The 20,082-nt window shown below is 57.9% G+C and carries 25 protein-coding genes and 1 tRNA gene; 18 read left to right on the top strand and 8 right to left on the bottom strand.

The window, feature by feature from the left end; translation table 11 throughout:
• Positions 1 to 12 precede the first annotated feature (12 nt).
• The 11 genes from OOF89_RS12350 (at position 13) to OOF89_RS12300 (ending at position 9,394) form a co-directional block, all read left to right on the top strand.
• A tRNA-Met gene (locus OOF89_RS12350) sits at positions 13 to 87 on the top strand.
• Between the two features lie 136 nt (positions 88 to 223).
• Positions 224 to 907 (top strand): type 1 glutamine amidotransferase domain-containing protein, encoded by a 684-nt coding sequence (locus OOF89_RS12345; protein ID WP_266076564.1) that lies wholly within the window; start codon positions 224 to 226, stop codon positions 905 to 907.
• A gap of 82 nt (positions 908 to 989) precedes the next feature.
• The gene (locus tag OOF89_RS12340; protein ID WP_266076561.1) at positions 990 to 1,262 is read left to right on the top strand and encodes a hypothetical protein; all 273 of its coding nucleotides are present in this window, start codon (positions 990 to 992) and stop codon (positions 1,260 to 1,262) included.
• Positions 1,263 to 1,403: 141 nt separating this feature from the next.
• Positions 1,404 to 3,443 (top strand): ABC transporter substrate-binding protein, encoded by a 2,040-nt coding sequence (locus tag OOF89_RS12335; RefSeq protein ID WP_266076558.1) that lies wholly within the window; start codon positions 1,404 to 1,406, stop codon positions 3,441 to 3,443.
• Positions 3,444 to 3,627: 184 nt separating this feature from the next.
• Entirely contained in the window at positions 3,628 to 4,617 is a 990-nt protein-coding gene (locus OOF89_RS12330) for an ABC transporter permease (RefSeq protein ID WP_266076555.1), read from the top strand.
• Positions 4,618 to 5,574 (top strand): ABC transporter permease, encoded by a 957-nt coding sequence (locus tag OOF89_RS12325; RefSeq protein ID WP_266076552.1) that lies wholly within the window; start codon positions 4,618 to 4,620, stop codon positions 5,572 to 5,574.
• Between the two features lie 3 nt (positions 5,575 to 5,577).
• Positions 5,578 to 6,729, top strand: coding sequence for an ABC transporter ATP-binding protein (locus OOF89_RS12320; protein ID WP_266076549.1), 1,152 nt, complete (start codon positions 5,578 to 5,580; stop codon positions 6,727 to 6,729).
• Positions 6,699 to 8,063 carry an ABC transporter ATP-binding protein gene (locus OOF89_RS12315; RefSeq protein ID WP_266076546.1) on the top strand — a complete coding sequence of 455 codons (1,365 nt, stop codon included), beginning with the start codon at positions 6,699 to 6,701 and terminating at the stop codon, positions 8,061 to 8,063. The genes OOF89_RS12320 and OOF89_RS12315 overlap by 31 nt, the downstream gene beginning before the upstream one ends.
• 91 nt (positions 8,064 to 8,154) lie before the next feature.
• Complete coding sequence (locus tag OOF89_RS12310; protein WP_266076543.1) at positions 8,155 to 8,646, top strand: hypothetical protein; 492 nt, start codon at positions 8,155 to 8,157, stop codon at positions 8,644 to 8,646.
• A complete protein-coding gene (locus OOF89_RS12305; RefSeq protein WP_266076540.1) occupies positions 8,646 to 9,104 on the top strand; it encodes a hypothetical protein in 459 nt (152 codons plus the stop codon). The genes OOF89_RS12310 and OOF89_RS12305 overlap by 1 nt, the downstream gene beginning before the upstream one ends.
• A gap of 32 nt (positions 9,105 to 9,136) precedes the next feature.
• Complete coding sequence (locus tag OOF89_RS12300; protein ID WP_266076537.1) at positions 9,137 to 9,394, top strand: hypothetical protein; 258 nt, start codon at positions 9,137 to 9,139, stop codon at positions 9,392 to 9,394.
• On the opposite strand, the gene OOF89_RS12295 is transcribed toward OOF89_RS12300, so the two are convergent.
• The 6 genes from OOF89_RS12295 to OOF89_RS12270 all read right to left on the bottom strand — a co-directional run bounded on the left by OOF89_RS12295 (position 9,391) and on the right by OOF89_RS12270 (position 12,644).
• Complete coding sequence (locus OOF89_RS12295; protein ID WP_266076535.1) at positions 9,391 to 9,603, bottom strand: hypothetical protein; 213 nt, start codon at positions 9,601 to 9,603, stop codon at positions 9,391 to 9,393. The genes OOF89_RS12300 and OOF89_RS12295 overlap by 4 nt on opposite strands.
• Positions 9,604 to 9,609: 6 nt before the next feature.
• Positions 9,610 to 10,137 carry a hypothetical protein gene (locus OOF89_RS12290; protein ID WP_266076532.1) on the bottom strand — a complete coding sequence of 176 codons (528 nt, stop codon included), beginning with the start codon at positions 10,135 to 10,137 and terminating at the stop codon, positions 9,610 to 9,612.
• Positions 10,138 to 10,140: 3 nt separating this feature from the next.
• On the bottom strand, positions 10,141 to 10,392 hold the full coding sequence (locus tag OOF89_RS12285; protein ID WP_266076531.1) for a hypothetical protein: 252 nt from the start codon (positions 10,390 to 10,392) through the stop codon (positions 10,141 to 10,143).
• A gap of 45 nt (positions 10,393 to 10,437) precedes the next feature.
• Complete coding sequence (locus OOF89_RS12280) at positions 10,438 to 10,791, bottom strand: hypothetical protein (protein ID WP_266076529.1); 354 nt, start codon at positions 10,789 to 10,791, stop codon at positions 10,438 to 10,440.
• A complete protein-coding gene (hpt, locus tag OOF89_RS12275) occupies positions 10,792 to 11,358 on the bottom strand; it encodes a hypoxanthine/guanine phosphoribosyltransferase (RefSeq protein WP_266076528.1) in 567 nt (188 codons plus the stop codon). It abuts the gene before it with no gap.
• Between the two features lie 824 nt (positions 11,359 to 12,182).
• On the bottom strand, positions 12,183 to 12,644 hold the full coding sequence (locus tag OOF89_RS12270) for a type IV pilin N-terminal domain-containing protein (RefSeq protein ID WP_266076527.1): 462 nt from the start codon (positions 12,642 to 12,644) through the stop codon (positions 12,183 to 12,185).
• A gap of 566 nt (positions 12,645 to 13,210) precedes the next feature.
• Here OOF89_RS12270 and mbhE point away from each other — a divergent pair.
• From mbhE to mnhG, 7 genes are read left to right on the top strand one after another with little or no spacing between them, the layout of a single operon-like run.
• Complete coding sequence (gene mbhE / locus OOF89_RS12265; protein ID WP_266079786.1) at positions 13,211 to 15,577, top strand: hydrogen gas-evolving membrane-bound hydrogenase subunit E; 2,367 nt, start codon at positions 13,211 to 13,213, stop codon at positions 15,575 to 15,577.
• Entirely contained in the window at positions 15,574 to 16,038 is a 465-nt protein-coding gene (locus OOF89_RS12260; protein ID WP_266076526.1) for an MnhB domain-containing protein, read from the top strand. Before mbhE ends, OOF89_RS12260 begins: the two co-directional genes overlap by 4 nt.
• Positions 16,035 to 16,394 carry a sodium:proton antiporter gene (locus OOF89_RS12255; protein ID WP_266076525.1) on the top strand — a complete coding sequence of 120 codons (360 nt, stop codon included), beginning with the start codon at positions 16,035 to 16,037 and terminating at the stop codon, positions 16,392 to 16,394. Before OOF89_RS12260 ends, OOF89_RS12255 begins: the two co-directional genes overlap by 4 nt.
• A complete protein-coding gene (locus tag OOF89_RS12250) occupies positions 16,391 to 17,959 on the top strand; it encodes a complex I subunit 5 family protein (RefSeq protein ID WP_266076524.1) in 1,569 nt (522 codons plus the stop codon). Before OOF89_RS12255 ends, OOF89_RS12250 begins: the two co-directional genes overlap by 4 nt.
• Positions 17,956 to 18,600: a Na+/H+ antiporter subunit E gene (locus OOF89_RS12245; RefSeq protein ID WP_266076523.1), complete on the top strand. Its 645-nt coding sequence runs from the start codon at positions 17,956 to 17,958 to the stop codon at positions 18,598 to 18,600. The genes OOF89_RS12250 and OOF89_RS12245 overlap by 4 nt, the downstream gene beginning before the upstream one ends.
• A complete protein-coding gene (locus tag OOF89_RS12240) occupies positions 18,590 to 18,883 on the top strand; it encodes a monovalent cation/H+ antiporter complex subunit F (RefSeq protein WP_266076521.1) in 294 nt (97 codons plus the stop codon). The genes OOF89_RS12245 and OOF89_RS12240 overlap by 11 nt, the downstream gene beginning before the upstream one ends.
• Positions 18,880 to 19,221, top strand: coding sequence for a monovalent cation/H(+) antiporter subunit G (gene mnhG / locus OOF89_RS12235; RefSeq protein WP_266076519.1), 342 nt, complete (start codon positions 18,880 to 18,882; stop codon positions 19,219 to 19,221). Before OOF89_RS12240 ends, mnhG begins: the two co-directional genes overlap by 4 nt.
• Before the next feature lie 111 nt (positions 19,222 to 19,332).
• Here the strand turns inward: mnhG and OOF89_RS12230 are convergent, their stop codons facing one another.
• Positions 19,333 to 19,821, bottom strand: a complete 489-nt coding sequence (locus tag OOF89_RS12230; protein WP_266076517.1) for an NAD(P)H-dependent flavin oxidoreductase — start codon at positions 19,819 to 19,821, stop codon at positions 19,333 to 19,335.
• The gene (locus tag OOF89_RS12225; RefSeq protein WP_266076515.1) at positions 19,822 to 20,082 is read right to left on the bottom strand and encodes a hypothetical protein; all 261 of its coding nucleotides are present in this window, start codon (positions 20,080 to 20,082) and stop codon (positions 19,822 to 19,824) included.

The following is a 20,082-nucleotide window of genomic DNA, read 5'->3' as shown; positions in this document are numbered from 1 at the left end:
GTACGTGAATACAGCGGGATGGGATAGCCAGGAGATTCCGGCGGGCTCATAACCCGCAGATCGGTAGTTCAAATCTACCTCCCGCTATTTTTGAGAAACAATCGTCGTAGCGAGTCGTTTGTCCTTCCTACGAAACGCTGTCGAAGCAGTCATCAACGCCGCGAAAGGGGCGCGTTCTTCCGCGGCCCCCTCGCTTATTGACGCTGAAGCGCTAGTCCGTCGTATGACATCAGCACTGTTCGTCGTGAGTGAGGAAGGGTATTGGGCAGAGGAGTGCATAGAGCCCCTGCAGACGCTATCCGATGCGGGCGTGGAGATAACCGTCGCGACACCGAGCGGATCGAAACCGGTCGTGGACGAACGCTCCACCGACCCGGAAAACGTCGGCGAGGAGACCGCAGAACGGGTTCGGGATGCACACGAGAACGACCCACGACTGCAAAACCCCGAACCGCTCGCAACGATCGATGCGGGTGATTACGACGCCGTGGTGTTCCCCGGCGGACACGGTACGGAGTGGGATGTCAATCAGGACCGGGATGCCCGCCGACTGCTTCGTGATGCCGTCGAGAACGAAGGGACGAAAGCACTCGTCGTCTGTCACGCCGTGGGGCTGCTGGCGTTCACGCGTGACAGCGATGATGGATTCCTCGTTGCGGGACGCGACGTAACTGGATTTCCGAACGAGTGGGAGGAAGACATCGTCGACGACTACGACCGAATGCCGGATGGGCGAAAGCTTCCGTACTGGGTGGAAGACGAGGTTCGAGCGGTCGGTGCGAACTGGGATGCGCAGCTGGATGCGGACGCAAGTGTTCGGACGGATGGTGACCTACTCACTGCGCGAGGACCGGAATCGTCCCACGCGGCGGCGAAAGCGCTCCTCGATGCGCTCGGTGTCGAGTAGATACCGACGGATGGGCGACGAGCAAGTGAAGTGTCAGCATGAAGCGTTCCATTTATACGGTTCTCGTTCGCAGTAGAACGAGATGGTAGGAACGCGCGGCGTGCTGGCGGTGATGGCGGGAATTACGATGGTTGCCGCCCTCGTCGCTCTACGTACCGGACGGAAACCGTTGGGTCTCTGGTTGCTGACGGCAGGATTCGTCATTGCTAGCCTTTGGTCGGGACTGAGTTTCGTCTGGACACGGGAGAACGCTGGTGCGGTCTCGTCGGACTCACATCTTCTGTTGGGGTCGACAGCGGTTGCGGGAGCGGTTTATTATGGCATGCTCGCCAAGGAATCTAATAGTAAACAATAATTATGAATTAGTATCGGACACGTCTTCTAATTATAAAATTATCAGACTAGTTTAGACGCGCTTTCCCCTTCTATGAAGCCCGGAAAACTAAAAGCTTCTGCCAACCAGTAGTTTTAAATACATCTTCTACAAGTCTTTGGTATGCCACGGCGACGCAACCGAAGTGGTACCGAAGACAGCCGAAGGAACTTCCTGAAGGCGAGTGGGGCTGGCGCAGTCACTCTCTCCCTTGCTGGCTGTTCTGGGAAAAATGACAAAAACGACAATAACGGACCCGACAACCCCGGTAACGAAACGACGGAAGGGGCTGGAACCGTCGATGTCAATCCTGAGAACATCAAACCGGGCGGGACGCTCCGTTATGGTCTACCTGAGGCCCCGGACAGCCCGAACATTATGCTGGCCGGTAGTGTGTACTCCGCCGTCGGACTGAGTCCAGTGTATGACTACGGTACGGCGCAAGACCCGGTCACGTTCGAAGTCAAACCCAGCGTTTTCACTGACTGGGAACTGAAGAACGCCGACAAGGAGAAGCCGGATATCTACTTTAACGCTCGAAAGGATGGTCTGGAGTGGAACGACGGTGAGAAGTTCAAGACGGAGGATATCCTGTATTCCTATCAGTTCATGCTCGACAACGAACCGGGCGAGTTCTCGGTTTGGAACGACTTCGAGAAGATCGAGGAGGCCAGCAACGACTGGGACTTCCACATCAAGCTATCCCGGCCCGTTGGGACGTGGGACTATACGGTTCTCGGTGGCGCCCCGATCATTCCAAAACACAAGTGGGAGGGTGTCGATTACGAAAACTACGACCCGACGGAAGCGAACGAGGAAGGCCCCGTCGGTACTGGTCCGGGCAAACTGGTCAAGTTCAACCCGGACACCTCGATGCAGGTCAAATTCCGACGTGACTATATCGAGAACACGTACGCGCTCAACCAGCTTCAGTGGAAGAAAGACCACAAGTCGCTCATCCACGGCGGACCGTTCCTCGACGCCGTGAACTTCAAGGTGTACGGAGGGGAGGCGCCGATGACGCAGGCGTTCCTGCGCGGCGAAATCGACACTCACTACGGAAGTCTCAAATCCTCGAAAATCCAGAAAGCCAAGGACAAGGAAGGAATCGACGTCGTCAAGGGATTCGACAGCGGTTTTTCCTACTACGGCTTCAACTGTCGCCGAGCACCGCTCGACGACGTCTCCTTCCGACAGGCGATGTCGTTCATGTACGACGACCTGTTCTGGGTTCAGGAACTCAAAGGCGGCTACGTCATCAAGGGCGACTACGCACAGTCCCCCGGATACAAAGGTGTCCGACCGGAGAGCGTCCACGGTGGCGAACTGCTGACCGCACCGGAGACGGAAGCGTTCAACTTCCGTGGTGTGAACGGTGGGAAGAAACCCGATGTGGAAGCGGTTAGGAAGTTCTTGACCGACGGGCAGGTCGTCAGCGGTAAGGGAACCTACGCCGGGAAGGAGTTCCCCGGAACGTTCTCCGGCGTCAAATCCAGTCAGTCGAAATCGAAGTACAACTATACGTTCGGCTCCGTCAAGTCGCAGTCGCTCAAGGAGGCAGGCGTCGACAAGGAGATTCGTGTCGACGGCCAGACCGTCCCGGAGATGATGGACGGCAACGCGATTACCCTTCTCATCGACCCACCGAGCGAACAACCCGCCGAGGCGAAAGCAATCGACCAGTGGAAGAAGAACCTTCAAAAGGTCGGAATCCCGGTTCGAACGGAACCGATCGCGTTCAACACGATGACTGGCAAAGTATACGAGACCGAGGAGTTCGACGTCTATCCGATGGGATGGGGTGGAACCAGTCCGTACGGTACGTCGCTCCACTCGTTCTTCCACTCCGAGAATGCGGGCGAGGACACGGAGAAGTTCGCCTACAACTCCACCGGCTACGGAGTCTCTGGGGGCAGCTCCGACAAACTACTCTCGGACGCGTACAGCGAGACGGACCCGGAAAAGCGCGCGAAGAAGTTCGCGAAGGCGATGGAGAAGATCTACCTCGACATGCCGTACATGCTCCGTGACTACTCGAAGTTCCGCTGGCCGATGAACACGGCCAAATTCGGTGGCGTCGTCTCGGGTATCGTCGATCCGGCGTACGCGAACTGGGACGTCGAGTACGGAAACATGTATCTCAAAGAAAACTTGAAGAAGTAACGACGAGGCTCGTACCCTCGATGCTGGTTTTTTGCGATCAGTAGGGGGGAAACTGATGGTTGGATTTAGTACTCAATTGGGATGAGAATCACCACATTGATAATGAATGTGTGCCATGCATGGCATGGATACGCAAGAGTAAGCGATATGGTAAACAGGATACTGAAATCAAGGAATATAGACAATGAGTAGGATTAGCACCCGCTATCTCGCAAAGCGGCTTGTCGTCTCCTATCTGACCCTACTGGTAATAATGACGATTCTGTTCGTGCTCATTCGGAGCATGCCGGGGTCGTTCATTTCCACCATGATCACGCCGGAGATGAAGCCGCCACAGATCGAACGGCTCCGGGAGACGTGGGGGCTCAACAAACCGCTGTGGGAACAGTATATGAGTTTCATGGTCAACTATCAGGTCGGCGAGTTCGGCCGTTCGCCGACCCACAAGGAACCCGTGTGGGACCTCCTTGTTCGACGGTTCCCGCGCACGATCATTCTATTCGGTGCCGGATTCGTCGTCGCGTACACCGTCGGCCCGCTCGTCGGAATGTATCTCGGCTGGTGGCGCGGCACCCTGAAGGATAAGACGACGTACGTTACGGGACTGACGATGTACTCCATGCCGGCGTTTTGGATCGCATGGCTGTTCATCTGGTTGTTCAACTACAAACTGGGTTGGTTGAAAAGCGAGTTCATGGTCGATCAGTTCGGAATCGCGAATTGGACGCCGTGGTTGGCGATGACGAACATCTTACACCACATCGCGCTCCCGTTGTTCAGCATTTCCTTCGTCGGTTGGGTCGGGGCGATGCTCGTCATGCGTCCGTCCATGAACAACGTCACCGGGGAGGATTACGTCTTCCTCGCGCGGGCGAAGGGCCTCAGCGAACGTACCGTGATGATGAAACACGCGGCCCGCAACGCGCTGATTCCGGTTGCGACGCAGGCGATCGTCGGACTGGCGTTTCTCATAGACGGCAGTATCATCATCGAAAACGTGTTCAGTTGGCCCGGTATCGGGAAACTGATCGTGAACGCGGTAATGAGACACGACTACCCCGTCACGCAGGCGGCGTTCTTCCTACTCGCCGTCCTCATCATCGTGATGCGGTTGGTGACGGACGTCGCGTACACGTATCTCGATCCACGGATCAAGTTCGGGGGGAAACAATAGATGTCGACACAATCAGAAAGCACGTCCGCTATCAGTTCGCTTCAAGAACGCTGGGAACCGCGCATCGAACGCTTCCGGCGGGGATGGAGCCGATATACACAGCACAAGATGGGCGTCCTCGGGATACTCATCCTGCTCATGTACATCCTCTGGGCGCTCTTCCCATCATGGTTCGCTCCCCACGACTTGCAGTGGGGGGCGTTCATCGGGAACGATCAATATGCTCGGTTGACGCTGCAACAGAAACAGCAACTACCACATCCGCCCGCGTTCGGTGACCCGTTCTTCGCGCCGCTCGGAACGAACTCGGAAGGCCAAGGAGTGCTGACGCTTCTCGTGTACGGTGCGAGGAAGGCACTGTACATCGGATTCGCCGCCGGAATCCTCTCCAGCCTCGTCGGCGTTCCGCTCGGACTCATCAGCGGGTTCTACGGCGACACGTGGGTCGACGAGACCATCCAGCGCATCGTCGACGTGATGTACGGGATGCCGTTCCTGCCGTTCCTCATCGTACTCGTCGCAATTCGCGGTATCAAAACGGAGAACATCATCTTCGGCATCGCGATCACGTCGTGGCTCAACAACTGCATCCTCATTCGTGGGGAGACGCTCTCGCTCAAGGAACGGGCGTACGTCGAGTCCGCACGGGTCGCTGGCGCCAGCGACACGCGAATCGTGTTCCGGCACATCCTCCCGAACGTCGTGCCGCTCGCATTCGTGTTTCTGGCACAGGATGCCGCGGCGGCGATTCTCGCACAGGCATCGCTCGCGTATCTCGGTCTCGCTGAGTTCGACAGCGTGTCGTGGGGCATGATGATCGAGAATGTGAAAGCAAATGGACACGTATTCGACGCGCCGTGGTGGCTGATTCCGCCGGGACTGGCGATCACGTCCATCGCGGCCGCGTTCTACTTCATCGGATTCTCGGTGGAGGACGTCGCCAACCCACAGGAGTAACCCATGTCATTGTTAGAAGTAAACGACCTTTGTGTTCGCTACGACGCCGGGGACAAGCAGGTGCACGCCGTCGATGGCGTCACGTTCGATGTCGACCACGGCGAGACGTACGGTCTCGTCGGCGAGTCGGGGTGTGGAAAGACGACGCTTGCCAAATCGCTCATTCACTTGCTCGATTCGAACGGGTATATCGAAAGTGGCGAAATCTGGTTCGACGGAACCCTCCCCGAGTGGGAGGACACGAACGGAAACGCACGACAGGAGATCATCGACGACGACCGCTACCCGGTACGAGCGGACGGTAAAACCGACCTCGCCCAACTGGACAACCAGCAGATTCGGGATATCCGCTGGCGGGATATCGCACTCGTTCCACAGAGCGCGATGAATGCGCTCAACCCGGTGTACAAGGTCGGCGACCAGATTACCGAAGCGATCCTTCGTCACGAACCGGGGACGACCGAAGCGGAAGCGGACGAACGTGCCCGTGACCTCATCGAACGCGTCGGCATCGAACCGAACCGCGCAGACGATTACGCCCACCAGTTCAGTGGCGGGATGAAACAGCGTGCCGTCATCGCGATGGCGATGGCGTGCAACCCGGATTTGCTCATCGCCGACGAGCCGACGACGGCACTCGATGTCATCATACAGGACCGCATCCTGGAGGAACTCGAAGCGCTCCAGGAGGAGTTCAACGTGGCCATCCTCGTCGTGAGCCACGATGTCAGCGTCATGGCCGAGATCTGTGACAAACTCGCCGTCATGTACGGCGGCAAGATGATGGAAAACGGCCCGATGGCCGAGGTACTCGACGAGGCCGCGAACCCGTACACGCTCGGGTTGAAAAACTCGTTCCCGACGGTCGAGGACGAACAACAGGAGCTCATCTCGATACCGGGGTCACCGCCGACGCTCCTCGACCCGAACGACGGCTGTCGGTTTGCGCCTCGATGTCCGTTCGCCGTGGACGAGTGCCATTCGGCACATCCGCCGGGATACGATGTCCAACAGGCAAAGACGGGAAAACGAATGGAAGCAACGTCGCCCGACGTTCATCGGTCGGCATGCTATCGCATCGACGAACTCGAAACGATGCGCACTGAAGCGCGCAAGGAGGAAAAATGGCATCAGAACACGACGCAGACCCACTAGTAGAAATCGATAACGTCTCGAAGTTGTTCGACCTGTCGCAAGGTGTCGTCGACCGACTGCTTGGACGTGAAGCACAACCAGTCCGAGCCGTCCAGAACGTCGATCTCACCATCAACCGAGGCGACATCATGGGTATCGCCGGCGAATCCGGCTGTGGAAAGACAACGCTCGGAAAGCTGCTGGTGAAGCTGTACGACCCCACGGACGGGACGATTACGTTCGACGGCCGGGATGTAACCGAACTCTCACGTGAGGACGAGCGGGTGTTCCGCCAGCGTGTCCAGATGATCTTTCAAGATCCGTTCGAGAGCCTGAACCCACGGATGACCGTGTTCCAGTCGGTCGAGGAACCGTTGAAGATAAACGACATCGGTGACGGCTACCAAGACCGACGGGAGCGAGTCATCCAGGTACTTAACGACGTAGGGCTGTCGCCTGCCGAAGCGTACCTCAACGAGTTCCCGAAGGAACTATCCGGCGGGGAGCGACAGCGTGTCGCGATTGCGCGTGCGCTGGTCGTCAATCCCGATTTCGTCGTCTGTGACGAGCCCGTCTCGATGCTCGACGTGTCGATTCGGGCGGGCGTACTGAACCTGATGAAGGAACTGCAGGACGAGTACGGCCTGACGTACCTGTTCATCAGCCACGACCTATCCCTCATCCGCTACATGTGCGACCGAACTGCGATCATGTATCTCGGTGATATCATCGAGCAGGGACCGACGAGCGAAGTGGTGACGAACTCGAAACATCCGTACACGGAGGCGCTGTTCGACGCGGTGCCGGAAATCGATCCTGGAGCACAACGACATCGGGCGAACGTCACCGGTGAAGTTCCGAACCCCCGCGACCCACCGACTGGATGTCGATTCCATCCACGATGCGCGAAAATCATCCCACCGAACGATTGGTCGGGAAGTCAGGAAGCGTTCCGGCGAGCCTTCCAATTCAAACGCCGGGTGTTGCAGGGCGACATCGAAGCGGAAGGCTTCGACGGAAACGACCAGCGAGTCGAGGTTGACCGACTGCTCGAAACTGGTCTCGCATTGGAGCTTCCGGAGGAGCATCGTCTCGACGCCGAAACCGATGGTCGGGTCGATATGAGCGCACTCGATATGCCTCGGCAGGCCGAGAACGCGCTCCGGTCCGTGGCTCGTGATCTCATTGAGGGGAACGTCGAAGATGCGCAGGAACAACTCGACCGAGAGTTCCAGACGGTTTGTGAACGGAGTCATCCTGATCTCAGACGGACAGATGAGCAGCTGGCCGCATGCCATCTCTTCGAATCGTCCGCCTCGAACAAGGAAGCAGTCGCACCCGACGTTTCCGACTAACGCTTCCGGGCGTCGTTTTTTACTTTTCGCTCGCCTCAAATTCGAGGGAAATCCTTACGGTACTTACCTACATAGCCATAGCCATATCTTCATGTCAGATACGAACACTGGCGTCGCCCTCATGCCGGAGCGTCCCCTCCTCGTCGGTGTAGTTCTCGTCACAGCCCTCGTTACTGGGTGGGTGTTCGTCCCGACCATGCAAGGGCATATCGCAACGATGAATACCGGAAGCGTCGATGTAACTGCGACCGAGTACACCGTAACTGGCGGTGGCGAACATCTGACCGTCGCACTCCGGATTCATAATCCGACGAGACGTGCAATCGTTCTTTCGAGCGGTCAAATTCATGCGTACGATGGCCAAACACGGTTGACGGATGGAACCACGACTTCACTCGACGAGACTACCGTCCCGGCGGGAGAGACGCTAGACCTGACCATCGACATGGATTTGAGTTCCGAACACACGTCGCAGGCAAATCAGGCGGCCAAATCGGGGTCAGTGAGAGTAACCGGGATGGTTCGTGGAGCGATCGGTGACGAAGGTTTTTCGATCCCGGTCAGGATTGGAGGGGCAGGGTAATGACGGAAACGAATACGAACGAATGGACCACGGATGGCGCTCAGGGGAATCTACGACGCCGATATCTGATCGCCATGCTCACCAAGGGGTTCGTTACCGGTATCATTGGGGGAGTCGGTGCGTTCACCTACAACAAATCCGAGTTGATGACTGCATCGATAGACCCACAACTGGTATTGGGCCTCACTGCACTCGCGGGCGTCTATGCGCACTTGCTGGCAAACGATCTCCACGAGAGTATTCGGGTGGGAATCATCGGCTTTTTCGTCGGCGGAACCTCGCTAATCGTGGTCTGGGTTGCTCCATTGTGGATTCTCCCATACACGGCCGGTGCGCGTGACATCCTCCTCCCGCAACTGACTGGTACGGCGGTGACTGCCGCAACCATGGTTTATGCGGGGACGTTCCTCGGTGCGTACCTTACGACGCTAACGGTTGACGCGTACGTATCAACGTAAGGGTTTAGTTTCGTGCCTCGGAAGACCAACTCGTGTCGAAAGACGTTCCTACGCGAGAGCGCTCCATCCGAGAACGTGGCACCTTCGCAAAGCACGGTGACGACCCCACGTTGGCGAGTTACCTCTCATCGCTCTTTTTTCTCCTCTCGGTACCGTCGTTTCTCTTGCTAACGTATGCGGGATACTGGTACGACCTGTACGGCCATGGAATGATCGTCCCCGTTTTCGCAGGCCTCCTCGTCGGTTCGATTGCGATCGTGTTCGGTCTCATGCACGTGCTGACCCGCTAAAACGCGCTGTTCCGTAATGACAGGTAGAACAGGACGGCCATCGCAGCGGCTAGCAGTCCGAACTCGAGTCGGGTAGCCGATTGTCCCTCGTTCGTAAAGAACAACAGGAGGCTAGCAACACTGAGCAGTATCGCGAGGATGAACAGGAGTATCGTTACGTTCGTCTCGTCGCTAAGCCAGTAGAAGACCCGATTTCCAAGGTCGTCCATGATACCTCAGAAGAGCATATCCTCAAACACGCACTCGACCGGTTCGAGAACGATTTGGAGAGCGAGTGTGTATGTCGTGAGCGCGAGTTTCGAGTCAGCGGTAAACGCCGGCGCTTCGTCGCGCCATTCGGCGACGCTGGCGGCGAACCTGACGTGGGAATCGTGAATTGTCATAAGCCACTCGCTCGGGAGTTCAACGGGGTCCCCCTTATACGTCACCCGAAAGAGATATTTGAACGTTTCATCAGTTCGCCCACTGATGTCCTCCCCGGCTTGCAGTTCGGGAAACTGCGGCGTGCCGAACAACTGTGTGAGCCGATAGTATGGAACACCGATGCCGTCGGTTTGTGCGGCATCCGAGTCGCCGCTGAGGTAGGCAACGACGTTCAGGTCGTCTCGCTCACGGACATTGTCCTCGACTAAGACCGCTCCGTCGGCTCTGTGTTCCTCTATTTCCGCTCGAGAAATCGGTTCGACAACGATGTCCTGCAGTTCGTCAAAATCCGGTGCGTCGGGATGATTCCGAATATCCATTGGCTAGTACGCAAAGTAGTTGAAGCCACGCCATCCGGCGTAGCCAATACCGAAGAACACAACTCCGCCAGCAATGACGACCAGCGATTCCGTCGTCGTCATCGTGCTTTCCATCTGCGGAACCAGCTTGAAATACAGTGACAGGCCAAACAGCAAGTAGATGTATCCGATGATGACACCAAGTAGTGCCACGACGATCGACAGCAGTCCAACCGGACCGCGAAGTGACTTTGGGACACGATTCTTTAACGCCATGGTTTGTGCTAATTGGGCACAATCATAAAAGTTCTGCAATGAGCCTTACTGATTTTCGTCGGCGTCCCGCTCGCGTGCGTCGAGATTCTCCATCGAATCGCTGGAGAGAGGCGACAGCCGCTCGTCGAACTCGCCGTCTCCCGTCCCCTCCGCTCCGTCGGATGTTGCAGCCGCGTCTCGTCCGGCGAAATAGGCAGAGATGAACCGCTCGTGATTCTCGCGCAGGATGTAGCCTACCCAGATGAATACGATGCCGGGAAGCACGCGCAGCATGAACGCTGGCGTCGTCACTCCGTATGCGCCCGTTACGACCGACCCGTTGAGGGCGTCGCCGACGAGGAGTGCACCCGTAACGAGCGTAAACGTCGAGACCATCGCCAGAAACTGACGCGAGAACATTCACCCGTCGCCGTGTTCGTCCGCGATGACGACTTCGCCGTCCACCACGTCCACGTTGATGAGCGTCTTCACTTGGTAGTCGGTGTCGTCGAGTTCGTTTGCACCCACTTTCTTGATGACGGCACACACGTCCACTACGTCAGCGCCGATATATTCGAGCGCCTCGGTGACGGCTTTCATCGTTCCGCCGGTACTGAGCACGTCGTCCAGCAGGAGGACGCGGTCGCCCTCATCGACGTTGTTGATGTACATCTCGTTCTCGGAGTAGCCGGTTTGTTGGGAGAGTGCAACCTCGCCTTCCAAGCCGTACTTTCGTTTTCGGATGACCACCAGCGGGATGTCGGTCATCAGCGAGACGGCAGTCGAAATGTGAATCCCCATCGCGGCGGGCGTGACGATTTTATCGACGTTTTCCAGGTCCGCCTTCCGGATGATTTTGATGACGATTTCACGCAGCAGTGTCGGTTTCAGCATCGGAATTCCGTCGCTGATAGGATGTACGAAGTAGTGGTACCCGTCTTTCTCGATGATTGGCGCTTCGAGAAGCGACTGCTTCAACTGGTCCATGTTGGGGGTATTCAACCCAGCAGTAAAAGGTGCCGGTATTGGCGGTGCGGTAGGTATACTCTGACGTGATGTGAACTCGCGGTATGACTGTCGGTATCGGTATTCGTGTTGTAAGGACGCCGCACTATCGAGACACCGGGGTTGGTTTTGGCGGAGTGCTGACCGCAAGTTCCGGACGTACGCCCCGCCCGCAAATGCGGGAACCTCGTTCGGCCATTCCCGTCCGAACCAACAGGTGGATGGGTGATGAAACCACGAGCGACTCGCTGAATGGGGGCTGGTCCGTGCCTAGCGTTCGCAACTTCAGCGGTCGTACCGTTGTCTCGGTTCCAAATCCACCCCTGCCAAACCGAGGTCGATCGGCGTCACCGAGTGTCACACACTTTCACTTTCACTGCGGATAAGGCTCATTTCTTTTACCACCCGACCCGTTTGAGTCAATGCGGGTGGGAGAGAACCCGCACCTCAGCAATTCGATTGTCGAAACCCCTACTCTAACCCAGCGGGGTTCGATTCGTTTCCATTCCCCTTTTGGAAGGCTCCTGAAATCATCGCTGCTGGCCTTTTTTCGGTGAGCTGCGGTATTCGAGAGGGTCATTCTCCCCTCTTCGGGTGAGATATTTAAAGAGTTTTTGGGAAACACGAATATTCACACACACATGTGGACGGATTGTTGACTGACGGAGAGAATTTCTCCAGTAGTCACCATATAGTGGATCGGTTAGAAAATTTGAACTAGTAATTATGACTCTAACACTATGAACAGTAAATAGTTTATAGTAAATAGAATAATAGCTAAAATAGTTAACAAATGCTAAAAAGAATCAAATCGTTGCCTCTTCATTATTGATTACGGTCTTCGTTTCACCGTCCTCGCCAATGGCAGTTACGATGATTTGAACTTGGCGGTCGCCATCGGCACTAAATCCAAGATCGTCGTTTCCTCCGGACTTTTCGTAGATTGTTACTGAATCACCAATATTGTTGATTGTTGCAGTTCCGTTATTTGTCCCACCTTTTTCTTTGACCTTTACACTGACCTGACTAGCGGTCCCTTTGCTGACCCAAGTGACGGTGACTGCACCATTGGCTGCTTTATCTGCACTAATTTCTGCGCCAGCGTTCACGTTTTTCTCGACACTATTCCCAAGACCCATCACGAAGGTCCCAATCACAGCGGCCAATATTACCGTTATAGCAACCATGAGGATAACGCCGATAACAGGTGATACGGCTCGCTCGAAGTCTCGCTCCGCTACTGCGTCCATTTTTTCTTTGAGTGTCATGTTTGGTTTCTCCTGCGACGCGCAGTATCACCGGTCGGAACCACACTGGATACTAATTTTTCCGACAGATATTTCCTACTGTCGAATTTTGTATGGTTTTGTCTCCCGTGCAGTTCCGCATTTTTCGGATGATGAGCGCGTTGTTACAGGCTTTGATACTCCTACCTAATAAGTATATGGCTGGATGACTCCATGTATTATATTTTGATATATTTTCGAAATATAAATATATTGGATAGGCTATATTTTCTCCTCTCAATACGTCGCTGGACTCGTTCGGTCCTCATCGCTTGCTCGGCATTGTGTCGTCCGTTAACTACCACGCGTCGGGGTCGGACGGACCGTGGACCAAGAACGCGCCGTTTCGGGAGAACGGGCACTCACCGAGTCATTATGGCCGAGAAATCCAAACATGGGCTATTTCTAAGCTTGCTACTGGACGATTGTTCAGGAATTTTCGACACCGGCGTCGGAGGTATTGAGAAGCGTTAAGGTGAGTCCATTGCTCACATTCGAGTGTGCAATCACCATCTGACCCGGTAGCCGTGGTTGTGCTTGCGCTGGTGATGCTTCCATTCGCGGCGGCGGCGCTGACGCCGCTGGTGTACCGCGTGCTGGGGGAGCGCACCGCCTACTACGCATCGGCGGTGGCGCTCGCCTGTTTCGCGATGGTAGCAAGCCAGTACGGCACACACGGCGCCGTTTCGTTCGAGTGGATACCCGCGCTCGAAGTCTCGCTCCGGTTCTACGTGGATGGCCTCGCGCTCCTCATCGGCTTCCTCGCCAGCGGGGTTGGCGTCCTCATCCTCGCGTACTCGGGCGCGTACATGCATGACGAACCGGGCAAAGCGAAGTACTACACCGCACTGCTGGCGTTCATGGGGTCGATGCTGGGGGTCGCGTTCGCAGCGGACCTCGTCTCCCTCTTCGTGTTCTGGGAACTGACGAGTTTGTCCTCGTTCATCCTCATCGGCCACTACACCGACCGGCGGTCGTCGCAATACGCCGCACGGAAGTCGATGATAATCACCGTTTCCGGTGGTCTGTTCATGCTCATCGGCTTTTTATTGTTGGCGAACACGGTGTCACAGCAACACGCCTTCGACCTCGCGTGGATGCTCGAACATCCCGCCGAGGTACACGAAGGTCTGGTGGACGCTGGCATGTTGCTTCCCGTCCTCGGCCTCGTCGCCGTCGGTGCGGCGGCGAAGTCCGCGCAGGTACCGCTTCACATCTGGCTTCCGAACGCGATGGAAGCGCCGACACCCGTTTCGGCGTTTCTCCACTCCGCGACGATGGTCAAAGCTGGCGTCTACCTCATCGGTCGATTCCGACCGCTCTTGCTCCCCGAAGTAACGGAAGGAACACACGGACTCCCCGACTGGATGACGCTGTTCACGATACTCGGTCTCGCGACGATGACTATCGCAGCCATCCTCGCCGTCGCGGCAACCGATATCAAGGAACTGTTGGCGTACTCGACGGCGAGTCACCTCGGTCTCATCGTCGCCGGATTCGGATTCGCCTCCGAACTCGGGGCCGAGACGGGTGCGTTTCACATACTGAACCACGCGATGTTCAAGGCACCTCTGTTCCTCGTCGCAGGAATCATCGCACACGAGGCCGGAACACGAAAAATCAAACACCTCGGTGGGCTTCGTCACGACCTTCCGATTACCGCCGCAATCACCGTGGTTGCCGGGTTCGGGATGGCCGGAATACCGCCGTTTAACGGCTTCTACTCGAAGGAGTTCCTCTTCCACGCGGCGTACGAGGCCGCTCATGTCCACGGTGGCCTCACGTGGCTCTACCCGATCGTTGCCGTCTTCGGGAGCATCTTCACGTTCCTCTATTCGGTCAAGTTCGTGATGCTCTTCTTCGGCGAGAAGCCGAAAGGGCTGGGCCACGTCCACAGGCCGCCTGCGATGATGCTGGTGCCGACGGCAATCCTCGGCACCGTCGCGGCGCTCATCGGACTTGGCGGGGTCGCGGACACGTTCGGTTTTGCCCCCACGATGATCAACCATTTCGTGGGCGAAGTGATCGGAAATGTACTTCCACCGGGGGCACACGCCGAGGAAATCCACTTCAGTTACCACCTCCCGAAGCACCTCAGTCCCGCCGCCGTCATGAGCGCGACGACCATCGCGATCGGCGCAGCGGCGTACCCGTTCTACGACCGGTTGCACGACGGCGTAAACCGTCTGCTCGCGATCAACCCGCTTCGTGCGAACTGGTGGTACGACAACACGGTGTACGGCCTGAACGACGTGAGCATCGCGATGGTGCCTCGCGTCCAGACCGGTCTACTTCGAACCTACGCGACGTGGACGCTCGCCGCGGTTTCCACCCTCGCACTCGGCGGCTACGTTGCCGCGGGGGTTTCACTGCCTTCGTTCGGTGGACTGGCGATCTCCTACCCGATGTTGCTCGTCCTGTTGGTCGCAGTCGTCGGTGCGGTAGCGGTGAGCATCGCCCCGTCGCACGTCGCAGGCGTGCTCACGCTCTCGATTCTCGGATTCATGGTCGCTATCTTCTACATTTTGGCAAAAGCACCCGACCTCGCGCTCACGCAACTCGTCGTCGAGACGCTCGTCCTCGTCATCTTCCTGCTCGTCTTAGACAGGCTTCCGACGTTCTACGGGGAGATGAGTCGCAGTCGAGCGCTTCGCGACGGTGTGCTGTCGCTCGCCGTCGGTGCTACCGTCTTCGTCACGGTGCTCCTCACGACCGCCGCGAGCCCGAACTCGATTGCGACGTTCTTCACGGAGTACGAAAACACCGTGAAAATCGCGGGAGGGCACAACATCGTCAACGTCATTCTGGTGGACTACCGTGGCTTCGATACGATGGGTGAAATCTCGGTCGTCGCCATGGCCGCACTATCAGTCTTGACGCTCATCGCCATGCGCGAACGGGGTGAGATACAATGACGACGGTCATCACGCGAACGATTACGCGCACCGTGGTTCCCCTCATCTTCGTCACCGCGGTGGCGCTGATGTTGCAGGGTCACAACCTGCCCGGTGGAGGGTTCATCGCGGGCGTCCTGACGACGACAGCGTTCGCCCTCATCTACATCGTCTACGGAATGGACTTCCTCGAAGACGAATTGTTCCACAACGTCGTCCGCGGCCCGGTCGAACATCTCCAGTACGGTATCGTCGAGAACTACCGTGCGATGTTCGCGGTCGGCCTCCTCATCGCCGCCGGTTCCGGAGTCGTGTCGATGGTGTTCGGGAAGAACTTCCTCTACCAAACGTACACCATCTTGGAGGGCATTCCGCTCTACCCGCATTTCGAGGTGGCGAGTGCACTCGCGTTCGACATCGGGGTATACCTCGTCGTCGTTGGCGCGCTTCTGACGATCCTCTCGGTGGTGGGTGCAGAATGAGCGAAACAGTCGCGACGCAGCCCCAGTTCGTCCTCGCAGGGGTTCTGGGTCTCCTGTTCGCACTCGGAACGTTCCTCGTCCTGCGGCGGGACATCGTCCGCGTCGTCTGGGGTGTCACCATCATCAGTCAGGCAACGAACGCCTACCTCGTCACGATGGGTGGCTTCGCAGGGAGCGTGCCCATTATCTCGGGACACGGCGGTCATGGAAGTACCACCGATCCCCTCGTGCAGGCGCTCGTCCTGACAGCCATCGTCATCGGGTTCGGAACGACCGCGTTCGCACTCGTACTGACGTATCGCGTCTACGAAGAACACGGAACGATCGACATGAACGAACTAGGTGAATCCACATGAATCAGTTGGTTATCGCACCGTTGCTCGTCGCGCTCGTGACGGCGATTCTGACGCTCGTCGTCCGGCGATTCTCGACTATTCAGCGAGGTGTCAGTCTCCTCGGTGGCGTCGTGTACGTCGCCGCGGTGGCGGCACTCTGGACTGAAATCGACCCGCTTGGCGCGTCGAACGTCATCGCGTATCAAGTTGGAGACTGGCGAGCGCCGTTCGGAATCACGCTGGTCGCCGATTCGCTCTCGGTGTTCATGCTCGCGCTGGCGGCAGTCGTCTCGCTGGCCGCGCTCGCCTTCTCGGTGCAGTACGTGGACGAGTTCGGTCAGCGACTCTCGTACCATCCACTGTACCATTTTATGCTGGTGGGCGTAACGGGAGCGTTCCTCACGGGCGACGTTTTCAACCTGTTCGTCTGGTTCGAGGTCATGCTCATGTCGAGTTACGTCCTCGTCGTCTTCTACAGCGGACCAGAGCACACTCGTGCGGCGCTCCAGTACGTCGTGCTCAACCTCATCGGGAGTGCGGTGATGCTCCTCGCAATCGGTGGCATTTACGCCACGACGGGAACGCTCAACATGGCACAACTCGCGGAGCGACTCGCGACGGATTCGGGGAACATCGCACGGCTTCCGGTCCTCGGCCTGTCGGCGCTCCTCTTCACTGTGTTTGCGCTCAAATCGGGTATCGCACCCTTCCAGTTCTGGGTGCCTGCGGCCTACCGGGCCGCACCCGCGCCCGTCTCCGCGATGCTCGCGGGCGTCGTGAAGAAGGTCGGGATTTACGCCATCATCCGCCTCTACTTCACGGTATTCGCGGGGCTGACGATTCCCGGCGGACTCACACTCCCCGGCCTTGCGGGGAACTCCGCGCTCGCGTTCTTTGGCCCGGTGATGTTCATCATGGCCAGCGCGAGTATCCTTCTCGGCGGAATCGGTGCGATTGGACGCGACGATGTCGATGGCTTACTTGCCTATTCCAGCATCGGACAGGTCGGTTTTATCGTCCTCCCGCTAGCAATCGGGGCGACGGTTCCCGGGGTTCGAACCCTCGCCATCACCGCCGCGCTCATTTACTCCCTGAACCACGCGCTAGCGAAAGGGCTGCTGTTTCTCGCATCCGGGTCGGTGTTCTCGGCTGTCGGCACCGACCGGTTCGCCGACCTCGGTGGCCTGACGCGAAAGAATCCCGTCCTCTCAGGGGTATTCTTCGTCGGCGCGCTCTCGCTCATCGGCATTCCGCCGCTTTCAGGCTTCTTCGGGAAGTTCCTCGTATTCCGAGTGGCGGGTGACGCAGGTGCGACGCTTGCCCTCGCCATCGCATTGACGGGTGCGATTCTCACCATCGCGTACTTCTCCCGAGCGTGGAACCGCGGTTTCTGGGGGTCGGAAAGCGCGATGGTTGAACAGGGTGGCACGCCGACCGGAATCGCCGTCCTCAGCGTGCTGGCCGCGCTCGTTCTGCTGGTCGGCATCGGATTCGATCCGGTGTATCTGGCCGCCGAATCCGCGGCACGGGCCGCGACCGAGCCACAGACGTACATCAACGCGGTGATGGGAGGTGGTGGGAAATGAAGAAATGGCCCGTCATCGGCGTCGTCCTCGCGATCCTCTGGCTGTTCGTCAGAGGCGTTGCGTTCGAACCGGTGCCTATCCTCGGTGAGTTCCTGATCGGACTCGCCTTCGGACTCCTCATCGCGTTCAGCTTCCGGAAGTTCTACACGACGGAGACGAACGTCACACGGAGTCTCAAGGCTGCACCGTACGCGATTCTCTACGTCGCGGTCTTCCTGAAGGAACTCGCGACGGCAAACATCGACGTGGCGTACCGCGTGCTCGCACCGAGCATGCCGATAGAACCCGGAGTCGTCGTCGTCCCGCTCCGGGTCAAAACAGACGGTGCGATTACGACCATCGCCAACAGCATCACGCTCACGCCGGGAACGCTGACTATGGATTACGACGAGGAAACCAACGCGCTCTACGTACACAGTATCGACGCTCGAGACCCCGACGCGATCGTTGAACCGATTCGGACGTGGGAGGACTACGCCCTCGTCATCTTCGACGAGGAGGGGAAACCCGGCGACCCAGTTCCCGAGATTGCACGGGAACGGCCCGAGGTGAGTTCGACACGGAGCGATAGCGAACTCCAGGAAGCCGAGCAACCGGATGGCGGGACACGGTCCGAGGGAGGTGAGGGTCATGGCAACTGAATCGGGTCTCATCGACCTCCACCTCGTCTATCTGGCCGGGTTGATAATCGCCAGTGGACTTACGCTGCTCGCGGGCTACCGCGTGATCAAGGGTCCGACAGTCCCCGACCGAGTGGTTGCATTGGACACTATCGGAACCAACGTCGTCGCGATCGCGGCACTGTTCGCGCTGTATCGCGGCGAAGGGTTGTTCGTAACGGTGAGCCTCGTTCTCGCTATCATCGGGTTCATCAGCACGATCGCAGTCTCGCAGTACGTCATCGAGGGGGATATCATCAAATGAGTACGATTCAACTGGTTCAGGAAGTCGTCATCGCACTGCTCGTCGTCGTCGGGAGTTTCTTCCTCGTGGTCGGGACGCTCGGCCTGTTGCGACTCCCCGACGTGTACAACAGAATGCACGCCACCAGCAAGGCGACCACGCTCGGTGCCGCCTCGCTGTTCCTCGCCTTGTTCGTCTCCCACGGCCCACGGGGAGCGGGACTCACCTCGCTGGTCGGCATCGTATTCCTGTTCATCACGGCACCGACGGGGGCGCACATGATTTCGCGGTCGGCCCAGAAGATGGGCATTGAGTTCTTCGGCGACGCGGAGTGGCCGGAGGAAGACGGAGACGCTTAATCGACGCTCGTTCGATATCCATCGACTCGTTCGAGTGCATCCATCGTTTCTTCGGACAGTGTCTCCGTCTCCCTCTCCGGGGCGCTCGTCCGGCGGTCTGCCCGCGGCATCTCACTCCGCGACGGTCGAGTTTTCGATGACGCGATGCGGAACGTCCGGCCAGCCTTCGTCGAAGAGGGTAGAGTAGGTGGTTTCGGTTTCGTTCGCTTCGAGGACTCGGCGACGGTAGCGTCGGTGTACGTGTGCTTCCTCCGTCGCGAGAAATCGTGTTCCGATCCACGCCCCATCCGCGCCGAGGGAGAGCGCGGCTGCGATACCCCGCCCGTCCGCGATTCCGCCGGCGGCGATGACCGGTGTGTCGGAAACAGCGTCCGCGATGCGTGGTACTAACGGCATGGTCGCAACGTCGCTCTGAACGTGTCCGCCCGCCTCCCTCCCCTGTGCGACGACGATATCCACGCCGCTTTCCACCGCATCTTTGGCCTCTGTTGTATCCCCGACGGACTGCAGGGCGATTCCCCCTCGGCGAGAATACGCTCTACGAACGGTGCGGCCTCGCCGAACGAGAAGGAAAACACCTCGATGCCTTCGTCGAGACAACTATCGATGTGAGTGGTCGTCGGAATCTCCTTCGCGTTCGAATCCACGACGATGTTGACTCCGAACACGCCATCGGTTCGCGGTTTCGACGAGCAGTTTCCACGTCGTCGCTTCGTCTCGCCACGTCACCGCGAGCATGCCGAGCGCACCAGCATCGGCGGCGGCGGCGAGCGACGGACACGTCGCGCTCCCGACCGGCGCCTGAACGATGGGTACATCGATGCCGAGAACGTCCGTAAGTGATGTCGATAATCCGGACAT

The organism is Haladaptatus caseinilyticus (assembly GCF_026248685.1).
GTDB classification, from domain to species: Archaea; Halobacteriota; Halobacteria; order Halobacteriales; family Haladaptataceae; genus Haladaptatus; species Haladaptatus caseinilyticus.
Note: the sequence above shows the minus strand (reverse complement) of the source record. Positions and strands in the feature narration are given on the sequence as shown.